Source organism: Aestuariibaculum sp. YM273, from assembly GCF_030908365.1.
Lineage (GTDB): Bacteria > Bacteroidota > Bacteroidia > Flavobacteriales > Flavobacteriaceae > Aestuariibaculum > Aestuariibaculum marinum.
Genome location: NZ_CP133090.1, coordinates 2150001 through 2161483 on the forward strand (window position 1 = coordinate 2150001; position 11483 = coordinate 2161483).

At 35.4% G+C, this 11483-nt stretch carries 9 protein-coding genes, 2 tRNA genes and 2 rRNA genes (1 of these 13 only partly in view); 11 read left to right on the forward strand and 2 right to left on the reverse strand.

Translation table 11 applies throughout. The features are described 5' to 3' along the window. The 4 genes from RBH94_RS09085 to RBH94_RS09100 form a co-directional block, all read left to right on the forward strand. Positions 1 to 731, forward strand: a 23S ribosomal RNA gene (locus RBH94_RS09085); it begins 2090 nt to the left of the window's first position. A gap of 119 nt (positions 732 to 850) precedes the next feature. Continuing rightward, positions 851 to 958 (forward strand): 5S ribosomal RNA (gene rrf / locus RBH94_RS09090). 275 nt (positions 959 to 1233) lie between these two features. Beyond that, entirely contained in the window at positions 1234 to 2913 is a 1680-nt protein-coding gene (locus RBH94_RS09095) for a GMC oxidoreductase (RefSeq protein WP_307880623.1), read from the forward strand. A gap of 2 nt (positions 2914 to 2915) precedes the next feature. Further along, positions 2916 to 3524 carry a gluconate 2-dehydrogenase subunit 3 family protein gene (locus RBH94_RS09100; RefSeq protein WP_307880624.1) on the forward strand — a complete coding sequence of 203 codons (609 nt, stop codon included), beginning with the start codon at positions 2916 to 2918 and terminating at the stop codon, positions 3522 to 3524. A gap of 129 nt (positions 3525 to 3653) precedes the next feature. Here the strand turns inward: RBH94_RS09100 and RBH94_RS09105 are convergent. Together RBH94_RS09105 and RBH94_RS09110 are read right to left on the reverse strand one after the other, a co-directional pair. Beyond that, positions 3654 to 3726: transfer RNA gene (locus tag RBH94_RS09105), tRNA-Phe, on the reverse strand. Positions 3727 to 4069: 343 nt separating this feature from the next. Beyond that, a tRNA-Phe gene (locus RBH94_RS09110) sits at positions 4070 to 4142 on the reverse strand. Between the two features lie 170 nt (positions 4143 to 4312). On the opposite strand from RBH94_RS09110, the gene RBH94_RS09115 reads away from it, so the two are divergent. The 7 genes from RBH94_RS09115 (at position 4313) to RBH94_RS09145 (ending at position 11343) form a co-directional block, all read left to right on the forward strand. Beyond that, on the forward strand, positions 4313 to 5044 hold the full coding sequence (locus RBH94_RS09115; protein ID WP_307880625.1) for a type III pantothenate kinase: 732 nt from the start codon (positions 4313 to 4315) through the stop codon (positions 5042 to 5044). Further along, on the forward strand, positions 5041 to 6342 hold the full coding sequence (locus tag RBH94_RS09120; RefSeq protein ID WP_307880626.1) for a hypothetical protein: 1302 nt from the start codon (positions 5041 to 5043) through the stop codon (positions 6340 to 6342). The genes RBH94_RS09115 and RBH94_RS09120 overlap by 4 nt, the downstream gene beginning before the upstream one ends. 24 nt (positions 6343 to 6366) lie before the next feature. Beyond that, entirely contained in the window at positions 6367 to 7749 is a 1383-nt protein-coding gene (locus RBH94_RS09125; protein ID WP_307880627.1) for a hypothetical protein, read from the forward strand. A gap of 39 nt (positions 7750 to 7788) precedes the next feature. Then, positions 7789 to 9132 (forward strand): M48 family metallopeptidase, encoded by a 1344-nt coding sequence (locus RBH94_RS09130; protein ID WP_307880628.1) that lies wholly within the window; start codon positions 7789 to 7791, stop codon positions 9130 to 9132. Between the two features lie 43 nt (positions 9133 to 9175). After that, entirely contained in the window at positions 9176 to 9730 is a 555-nt protein-coding gene (gene lptC / locus RBH94_RS09135; protein ID WP_307880629.1) for an LPS export ABC transporter periplasmic protein LptC, read from the forward strand. Between the two features lie 131 nt (positions 9731 to 9861). Further along, on the forward strand, positions 9862 to 10053 hold the full coding sequence (locus RBH94_RS09140; RefSeq protein ID WP_307880630.1) for a hypothetical protein: 192 nt from the start codon (positions 9862 to 9864) through the stop codon (positions 10051 to 10053). After that, complete coding sequence (locus RBH94_RS09145; protein ID WP_188224605.1) at positions 10054 to 11343, forward strand: hemolysin family protein; 1290 nt, start codon at positions 10054 to 10056, stop codon at positions 11341 to 11343. Positions 11344 to 11483 lie beyond the last annotated feature (140 nt).

An 11483-nucleotide genomic window follows, 5' to 3' on the forward strand; every position in this document is an offset into this window, starting at 1 on the left:
GCCAGGCGTTGTGGAGTCATTGTTGAAATACCACCCTTTGCTTATCTAGAGTCTAACCCTGGTTCAGGGGACAGTGCTTGGTGGGTAGTTTGACTGGGGTGGTCGCCTCCAAAAGAGTAACGGAGGCTTCTAAAGGTACCCTCAGCACGCTTGGTAACCGTGCGTAGAGTGCAATGGCATAAGGGTGCTTGACTGAGAGACCTACAAGTCGATCAGGTTGGAAACAAGAGCATAGTGATCCGGTGGTTCCGCATGGAAGGGCCATCGCTCAAAGGATAAAAGGTACGCCGGGGATAACAGGCTGATCTCCCCCAAGAGCTCATATCGACGGGGGGGTTTGGCACCTCGATGTCGGCTCGTCACATCCTGGGGCTGGAGAAGGTCCCAAGGGTTGGGCTGTTCGCCCATTAAAGTGGCACGCGAGCTGGGTTCAGAACGTCGTGAGACAGTTCGGTCTCTATCTACAGTGGGCGTTAGAAATTTGAGTGGATCTGACTCTAGTACGAGAGGACCGAGTTGGACTAACCTCTGGTGTATCTGTTGTCGCGCCAGCGGCATTGCAGAGTAGCTACGTTGGGAAGGGATAAGCGCTGAAAGCATATAAGCGCGAAACCCACCACAAGATGAGATTTCTTTAAAGGGTCGTAGGAGATGACTACGTTGATAGGCTACAGGTGTAAAGGCAGTAATGTCATAGCCGAGTAGTACTAATAACCCATAGGCTTATTGTACGCCTGTTTTTTTTAAGAGTACAGTTTTTTAAAATACAAACACATGTATGTTTTTTCAATATGTTAAAATATAAGCGCGTGATGCGCGGTTGATGTTTAAGATACACCAACCTAAAATTTAAGGTGATTATAGCGACGGGGCTCACCTCTTACCATTCCGAACAGAGTAGTTAAGCCCGTTAGCGCCGATGGTACTGCATCCGTGGGAGAGTAGGTCGTTGCCTTTTTTGGAAATCCTCAACATTCATTTGTTGGGGATTTTTTGTTTTATAGCTGTTCGAAAAGAAATCAAACATGGTTTGGTTAGCTATTTCAAATTTCTCATTCTGTATTTTTAAAACTCTGTTAATCCAATTTAAAAATGGATTTACTATTTCTGTTGGAGTGAATAATCAAGAGGTAATACTTAAAAAATGAAAGATTTGTCTACCTTTTTTAAAGCAAGTGTCGACCTAATTTTAATTAAGTTTTTCGTTTTTTGTATAAAGAAAAAGAAAGATAAATGTACGATGCTATTGTTATAGGAACAGGTATTTCTGGAGGATGGGCCGCTAAAGAATTGTGTGAGCAAGGACTAAAAACTTTAGTGCTGGAACGCGGAAGAAATGTCGAACATATAAAAGATTATCCCACTATGAATAAAGAACCTTGGGACTTTAAATATCGAGGTTTGGTGAGTAGAGAAGATCTTAAAAAACAGGAGAAACAAAATAGAACGGGTTTTGCTGTTCGTGAAGAGCATAAACATTGGTTTGTAGATGATCTTAAACATCCTTATAACGAAGATAAACGGTTTGATTGGATTCGTGGATATCATGTTGGTGGACGATCTATTACTTGGGGAAGACAAACCTTGCGCTTAAGTGATTTAGATTTTGAAGCCAACAAAAAGGAAGGCATTGCTGTAGACTGGCCTATTCGTTATAAAGACATTTCACCTTGGTATGATAAGGTTGAAAGTTTTATTGGTGTTTGTGGGGAAAAATTAGGCCTACCTCATTTACCAGACGGTATCTTTACTCCTCCCATGGAGTTGAATTGCGTGGAGCAAGAATTCAGAAATAAAATTTCTGAACAGTATGATAATCGATATCTAATTATGGGGCGTTTTGCTCATCTAACTGGAGATATTCAACGGGAAGGTCGAAGTAATTGTCAATATAGAAATAGATGTATTAGGGGGTGTTTGTACGGTGGATACTTTAGTAGTAACTCATCTACATTACCGGCAGCAAGTAAGACGGGTAATGTGACTTTGCGCTCTAATTCTATCGTGAATAAAATCCTTTACGATGATGCTAAGCAACTGGCAACAGGAGTTGAAGTCATCGATACAGAGACACATGAAAAAATGGAGTTTTCTGCGAAGGTCATTTTCTGTTGTGCTTCTACTATTGCAAGTACGGCCATATTACTAAATTCAATTTCTGAACGGTTTCCAAATGGTTTAGGTAACGATAGTGGAGAGTTAGGTCATAATTTAATGGATCATCATTTTAAAGTAGGGGCAACCGCAACTGTTGAAGGATTTGATGATAAATATTATAAAGGTAGACGCCCTACTAGTTTTCATATTCCTAGATTTAGGAATTTAGGAGAACCTGATACAAAAACAGATTATTTACGCGGATTCGGTTTTCAAGGGGCGGCAAGTAGAACAAACTGGAAAAGTGGAATAAAAGAGCTTTCCTATGGAAAAGCCTTAAAAGATCAACTATTTAAACCGGGGCCTTGGCGTATTGGGATGACCGGTTTTGGTGAGTGCTTGCCGTATCATGAAAATAGAATGTATTTAAATCACGACAAGGTTGATGAATGGGGAATTCCAACGATAACATTTGACTGTGAATTTAAAGAGAATGAGCGTAAAATGCGTGAGGATATGCAGAATGAAGCTGTTAATATGTTGAAAAATGCTGGATTCAAAAATGTAAAAGGTTATGATAACCCATGTCATCCGGGGCATGCTATTCATGAAATGGGAACGGCTAGAATGGGACACGACCCGAAAACATCGGTGTTGAATAAGTACAACCAAGTGCATGCTGTGCCAAATGTATACGTTACAGATGGGGCTTGTATGACGTCTTCAGCTTATCAGAACCCTTCATTAACTTACATGGCTTTATCAGCGCGAGCAGCTAATCATGCGGCAGATCAAATAAAAAAGAATAAATTCTAATTATGGAAAGAAGACAACTGTTAAAAAAAATGGCATTATCTACAGGGTATGTTGTCGCAACGCCAACTTTAATGCAAATATTGTCTTCCTGCGAAGGGAATCAATGTGTAAACTGGCAGCCTTTATTTTTAAGTGAAGAACAAGCTTATGCTGTAGAAAAAATTTCGAACGTTATTATTCCACAAGGAATATTGCCAGCAGCATCAACCGTTAATACGCCACAGTTTGTTGATCTTGTATTAAACGAGGTTGTAGACCATAAAACTCAGAATATATTTTTAAAAGGTGCACACGTATTCAGTAGCAAATTTAAAGTGCTAACGGATAAGAATATTCTAAAAGCAGATAAACAAGACTTCCAGAAGGTTGTAGAAGTTTATTTTAATCTTAAAGATGAAGAAGCTAAACAGGTCGTAGACCTGGCCAATTCTAATGAAGAAGATATTGTTCCAAGTGATACCTATTATCTCTATAAATATTTGTTGTTTATTAGGTATCATTCGCTTTTTGCTTACACATCATCGGAGGCGCTTCAAGAGGAAGTATTAAAATATAACCCATATACCTTTACATTCACTCCGTGTGTGTCGGGCTTGGAATTTGATAGCTAAATAATAAAAAGATTGATTTATTTAGGAAAGGGGAAGTTAGGATTATAACTTCTCCTTTTTGTTTTAATGTAACTTCTTGGTTTATTTAAAACAAAAAATCCCGAAACAAACGTTTCAGGACTTTTGTAGTGGTACCTCCAGGAATCGAACCAGGGACACAAGGATTTTCAGTCCTTTGCTCTACCAACTGAGCTAAGGTACCTCTGTTAAGCGGTTGCAAATATATAAGCTTTTTGCATTGCTACCAAGAGAAAAGTGAAAAGATAGACGAAGTTTTTTTATCTAAAATACATGTATTGCTTTTCGTGTTGTAAATCAAGTATATCCAATAAACAACCGGCACAAATTTTAGGAGGTTTACGGGAATAATATTACTTGCTGCTCATGACTAGGATTTTAATTAAATTTCAAATGTTATATAAATTGTGTGGATGGATTCTAAGACGTCTTTAGGCTAAACATCTATTGGCGACCATTAAATAAAGAGAGTAGTAACATTATATAAAACAAAAAATCCCGAAACAAATGTTTCAGGATTTTTGTAGTGGTACCTCCAGGAATCGAACCAGGGACACAAGGATTTTCAGTCCTTTGCTCTACCAACTGAGCTAAGGTACCTTAGTTAAGCGGTTGCAAATTTATGTTCTTTTTACATTTTCACCAAAATAAATTTGAAAAAAATGTGTTTTTTTTGGTTTTGCATTTTTATAGTGTTTGTAATCAGTAGTATACATGAAGTAGGGGTTTATTAATTCTGGTTTTGTAAATTTACAGCTTTAATAAAACAGATGAATTTAGTAATTGATGTAGGTAATACGCTGGTTAAGCTAGCAGTTTTTAAAGAGAATGAATTTTTAGAAAAGCAGGTCGTTGAGCAGAGAGAGCTTGTTGAAGCTGTAAATAAGTTAAAACAGACGTTTAATACTATAAATCGGGCTATTATTTCTTCTGTAGCAAAATTGGATAAAAGTACCATAAGCGATTTAAAAGAGCAATTAGAACTATTAGTTGTTGATTCTAATACTAATTTCCCCTTTAAAAACTTATATCAAACTCCTAAGACATTGGGAGTCGATCGTATTGGTTTGGTGTGTGCTGCAGTTAACGAATTTCCTGAAAAAAATACGTTAATTATAGACGCCGGCACGTGCATTACTTATGATTTCGTAACAAATAAACACGAGTATCTGGGAGGTGCTATTTCCCCAGGTTTGAGAATGCGTTATAAGTCGTTACATAACCAAACCGCTAATTTACCATTGTTAGAAACAGAAAAGCCAAAAAGTATTACAGGAAACTCTACAATTAATTCAATACATTCTGGTGTTGTTTACGGTGTTTTAAATGAAATCGAAGGAATTATTCTTAATTATCAACAAAAATATCCAGATTTAACAGTTATTTTAACAGGGGGCGATTGTAATTTCTTGTCTAACCAATTAAAAAGTACCATATTTGTCAACCAAAATTTTCTTTTAGAAGGTCTAAATCAAATATTACTATATAATTCAAACGAATGATTAAAAAACTTGTATTAATTTTTATTGCAGTAATTGCAATTAAAAGTTACGGACAAGAGGGAACCGCCTCTCCATATTCTTTTTACGGCATTGGTAGCTTAAAATTTAAAGGTACTGTAGAAAACCGTAGTATGGGAGGGCTTAGTATTTATTCAGATAGTATTCATGTTAATTTAAGAAACCCGGCTTCTTACGCTGGTAATAATTTTGAAGGCCTTAACGATGGCAGTAGTCTCGTTAAGTATACTGTTGGAGGAACATATTCTAGCATTAACTTAAAAAGTGAAAGTAGTAATGATAATGCTTCTTCTGCAACATTCGATTATTTAGCAATGAATATTCCTATGGGGAAATTCGGTGTTGGTTTTGGTTTAATGCCTTATACATCGGTAGGGTACAAATTAGAGTCGTTGAACGATAATGGTATTTCTCATAGATTTCGAGGCGAAGGTGGTGTGAATAAAGTCTTCATGGGCTTAGGCTATCAAGTTATGAAGGGCTTAAATGTAGGTTTAGATGTTCATTACAACTTTGGGAATATTCAAAATAGTACAGTAGCATTTAATTATGATGATGATGGCGTGCCAACACAATACCAGTCCAGAGAAAACAATAGATCAGATTTAAGTGGTCTAAATGTAAATTTAGGGGTGAATTACAAAACCATGATAACTGAAAAACTTGAGTTTGTTTCAGCCTTAACCTATACACCGCAAAGCGATTTAGTCTCTAAAAACGAACGCTCTTACTCTACAATAACCTTGTCAAGTACAGGCCAGGAGTTTGTTGTAGATACTATTGATGAAGATTTAGAAGAGCAAGGCTTGCAAGAAACAGACTTGGTTATGCCATCGAATTTATCTTTCGGAGCAGGTATCGGGCAACCATTAAAATGGTTTGTAGGGATTGAAACCCTGTTTATGAGTACAAGTAATTTTTCAAATGAATTATATAGAACGGGAGCTTCAACTTACGAAGATTCGCAATCATATACTATTGGAGGTTTTTATATTCCACAATATAACTCCTTCAATAATTATTTTAAACGTATAACCTATAGAGCCGGAATGCATTTCGAAAATACAGGTTTACAAATCGAGGACGAGTCTATAAACGAGTTTGGCATATCTTTTGGAGTAGGATTACCAGTTGGTACTTTCTTCTCTAACGCAAACATGGGTGTAGAACTTGGAAAAAGAGGAACAACTAACAGCAATTTAATACAAGAGAATTTTATTAATTTCCAATTAAGCTTATCTTTGAACGATAGATGGTTTCAAAAAAGGAAATATGACTAACAGAAAAGAGAAAAATTAAGAAACATGAAGACGAAATTTACATTTTTATTTGCTTTATTATTTGTTGGCTTCACTGGTTTTGCACAACAAGATGAGGAATGTATGACTAAGCTTTCTATATTCCATGAGTATGTAAAAGCAAAGAATTATGATGCCGCGTACGAGCCTTGGAAGGCTGTAAGAGAAAAATGCCCGAAATTTAATATTGCTATCTATATTGATGGTGAGAAAATTTTAGAGGATAAATTAGATAAAGTTGAAGGAGACGAAAAAGTTGCAGTAATAAATGATTTATTAAAACTTTGGGAACAAAGAGTAGAGTATTTTCCAAGTAAAACACCAAAAGGAGAATATGCTGCACAAGCTTGTCAGTTACAATACGACAACTATAAATTATTAAATAAATCGGCTGAAGATTTATATGCGTGTTTTGATGCGGCTTATAAATTAGATAAAGAAACATTTACAAATCCTAAGAGTTTGTATTCTTACTTTTCTTTAATGGTAGATTTATATGATGCTAAAAAGAAAACAGATGCAGAATTATTTGATAAGTATGATGATGTTGCAGAGAAAGTTGAAAGTGAAATAGAAAACTATTCTCAAAAATTAAATCCGCTTATCGAGAAAGAAGAAGCTGCAGGCACAGCTTTAACAGGTAAAGATGCACAGTATAAAAAATACTACGAAAGCTATTTAAAAGCTTATGATCAAGTAGCTGGTGCAATGGATAAAAAATTAGGTGATCGCGCAAACTGTGAGAACTTAATTCCTTTATACGAAAAAGACTTTGAAGCAAACAAAACAAACGAAACATGGATTCGTAGAGCGGTAGCTAAAATGTACGAGAAAGAATGTACAGATAGCCCATTGTTTGTTAAGTTGGTAAATGCACAACACGAATTAAACCCTTCTGCAAACTCAGCTTATTATTTAGGGGTATTAAAAGACAAAGAAGGTAAGTCAAGCGAAGCTGTTAAGTTTTATCAACAAGCGATCGATTTAGAGACTGATAACTATAAAAAGTCGAAAATCGTATACCGTGTTGGAACTAAATTTAAGAAATCAGGAAGCTACGGTCAGGCGAGAAATTATTTCCGTCAGGCACTTAAATTAAACCCATCAAACGGTCGTCCGTATTTAGCTATTGCAGCAATGTATGCAGCAAGTGCCAATAATTGTGGAGATACAGCGTTTAATAAAAGAGCAGTTTACTGGTTAGCAGCTGCAGAAGCAGATAAAGCTGGACGTGCAGATGCAACCTTAAAAAAGGCTGCAGCACAATCGGCAGCGAGTTACCGTGCTAAAGCACCACAAAAATCTGAAATTTTTAGTGCAGGAAATGCAGGTAAGGTAATCAGCATTGGTTGTTGGATTAACGGTTCAGTAACGGTTCCTAATATCTAAAAGATGAACGCTAGAAGTTCTAAAAATATAATTTTATCAATGGCCCTATTTTTAATAGGGCTTTTTGGTTTTTCGCAACAAGATGAAGCGTGTATTTTAAACTTTTCATTGTTTTATGAGAGCGCTAAGTCTAAAAATTTTGACGCAGCCTACGAACCTTGGATGTTAGTAAGAAATAAATGTCCAAAATATAGTTTAGGTATTTATTCGAAAGGTGAAGACGTGTTAGAATATAAAATAGAAAAGGCCCAAGGAGCTGAAAAGGTTGCGTATATAAACGATTTGGTGAAATTATGGGAGGAACGTCTGGAACATTTTTCAGGTAAAACTCCAAAAGGACAGTTCCTGGCAAAGTCTTGTCAATTACAATACGACAATAAAGCGCTTTTAAATAAAACGGATGATGAACTTTACAGTTGTTTTGATCAAGCTTATAAAGAAGATAAAACATCATTTTCTCATCCTAAAAGTCTGTATACTTATTTTTCTTTGATCGTTGATTTGTATGATGCAAAAAAGAAGTCGGATGCTGAGTTATTTGATAAGTATGACGACATAACAGAAAAAGTGGAAGTAGAGGTATCTAATTACGCAGCAAAGTTAAATGCATTAATTGAAAAGGAATCCTCTGGGGCTACTTTAACTTCTGCCGAAAAAAAGAACATGGGGATTTATGAAGATTGGTTAGGGGCATATGAGACAGTTTCAAAATCTATCGATGGTAAATTAGGAGATAGAGCTAATTGCGAAAATTTAATTCCTTTATATACTAAAGAATTTGAAGCTAATAAAGCCAATGAGCTTTGGTTAAGAAGAGCTGCTGGAAAAATGTCTGAAAAGGAATGTACAGGTGATCCGTTATTTATCAAGTTGGTTAATGCCTTACATGAGTTAAAACCTTCAGCTAATTCGGCGTACTATTTGGGTATTTTAAAAGATAAAGAAGGGAAACCAAATGAAGCTATTACGTATTATAAAGAAGCGATTAGTTTAGAAACCGATAATTTTAAAAAAGCTAAACTTAATAAAACCATTGCTCAGAAGTTGAAAGCTAAAGGTAGTTATGGTCAGGCCAGAAATTTTTTCAGACAAGCTTTAAAACTTAACCCATCAGATACCAGTCCTTATATTTCTATTGCAGCTATGTATGCAGCGAGTGCTAATAATTGTGGAGACACGGCTTTTAATAAAAGAGCCGTATATTGGTTGGCAGCCAACGAAGCTATGAAAGCCGGAGCAGCAGGTAAGCAATCTGTAGAAAGGTATATGGCATTAGCGCCTTCAAAACAAGATGTTTTTAGTTGTGGATGTTCTGGCGAGGTTATAAAAATAGACTGCTGGATTAGCGAGGCTGTAACAGTTCCTTCTGTGGGGAAAAACTAAAATTCTTAAAAGGAGAGCATCTTTTAAAGGTTGAAAATATTTAATGAATACAAAGAAATTGAATAATACATTTTACATTGTGACTTTATTAACGGTGACAATGCTTTTTTCATGTAACAACAGTTACAATGAAGTGCAACAATTAGGAATGTCTGAAAACGAGCCTATGGGTGTTGCCGAACATATTAACTTAAAATATACCGATTCTGGTCGGGTAACCGCCAATTTGCTAAGTGCAAAAATGCTGGATTATAGTAATCGAGACTTTCCGTTTAACGAGTTTCAAGGAGGTATAACCTTGTACCTCTACGATGAGGAGAATAAAAAAAGTACTGTTGTAGCAGATTATGCTATAGTGTATAATAAAACCGATTTAATCGACTTACAAGGAAATGTTGTTATTACTACAGTTGATAATCGTGAATTAAAAACCGACCAATTATACTACGACCAAAAGAAAGAATGGTTGTTTACAAATAAACCCGTAACGTTTAAATCGGAAACCGATATTATAAATGGAAATGGTTTTGATTCAGATTCTAAATTCGAATACGCCGAAGTACTTGAAGTAACAGGTGTTATTACCGTAGAAGATTAGAAATAGTTTCAAACTTGCGAAATTAAAATTCGCTTTACTTCAAATTTAATTATCTTTACATTACAAAAATTAACACATACCCGAATACATTTTCAGTTATTGTTGATGTCTTCGAGCACTAATATAACCTTATGAAATACTCTAAAATTTTTCAATTCGCTTATCTGGTTTTCGCTGTTTTATTTCTTTATGATGGCATTACTAAATTAGGTAAAGGCAATGGCGCATATGTGTCTTTCGCATTAGCTGGTCTAGCGGTTTTTATATTTTTCTTCAGAAGAAAGTTTGCTAACAAATACAGTAATAAAAACAATAAAAAATAGATGAGCATTTATGTTATTATCATAATTGTATCATTATTACTATCGGCTTTTTTCTCAGGAATGGAGATTGCTTATGTGTCTTCAAATAAAATTCACATTGAAATTGAGAAAAAACAGGAGGGGTTGCTTTCCAACGTCTTAAAAAAACTTACCGCTAAACCATCCAAGTTTATTGCAACCATGCTTATTGGTAATAATATAGCTTTGGTTATTTACGGGTTTTTTATGGGCGATTTGTTGGTAGAATGGTTTCAGTCATTGTTACCATCGACCTACAATTTTATCAATTTAATGTTAACAGATTTTAGTTTGTTATCGCAAACTATAATTTCAACCTTAGTTATTTTAATTACGGCAGAATTTTTGCCGAAGGTATTTTTTCAAATTTACGCCAACACCTTAATTAAAACCTTAGCCATTCCGGCATATGTGTTTTATATTCTGTTTAGTTTAATTTCCGATTTCGTGATATGGATTTCCGATTTTGTTCTTAAACATGTTTTTAAAACAGAAGGCGATCAGATTCAGCTGGCATTTACAAAAGTAGAACTGGGCAACTATATTAGTGAGCAAATGGAATCGGTTGAGGAACATGAGGAAGTCGACTCCGAAATTCAGATTTTCCAGAATGCCCTAGAGTTTTCTGAAGTTAAAGCCCGTGAGGTTATGGTGCCTCGAACGGAAATCACCGCTATTGAAATTAACGATTCTCTAAAAAACTTAAGCAGTTTGTTTACCGAAACCGGATTTACAAAAATTTTGGTGTATAAAGAGACGATCGATGATATTGTGGGGTATGTACATTCCTTTGAATTATTTAAAAAACCCAAAAACATCAAGGCAATGGTCTTGCCTGTGGAGTTTGTTCCAGAAACTGTTTTGATAAAAGACGTATTAAGTTTATTGATCAAAAAACGAAAAAGTATCGCAGTGGTTTTAGATGAGTATGGAGGAACCTCAGGTATTATGTCGGTTGAAGATATTGTGGAAGAGCTGTTTGGTGAAATTGAAGATGAGCACGATACCGTCGATTTAATTGAGGAAAAGCTAGATGATGAAACCTACACGTTTTCAGCACGTTTGGAGGTCGATTATATTAACGAAACCTATAAATTAAATCTTCCGGAAGGTGAAAATTATGAGACTTTAGGAGGGTTAATTGTAAACCATACCGAAGAAATTCCAGCTCAGGATGAGATTGTAAAAATCGATAATTTTCAATTTTCAATCGTAGAAGTATCGAATACTAAAATAGACCTTATTCAACTTAAAATTTTAGATGAGGATTAATGTTTAATTAAATCACATCTAAGGGCTTTTATTATTAAATAGAAAATAGTATTTTCGCCCACGACGTATGTGCGGGAGTCACATATATAGAACTTAACAAGCTAAATCCCAACAAGGATTTTTTAAAAATTTTTAATTAC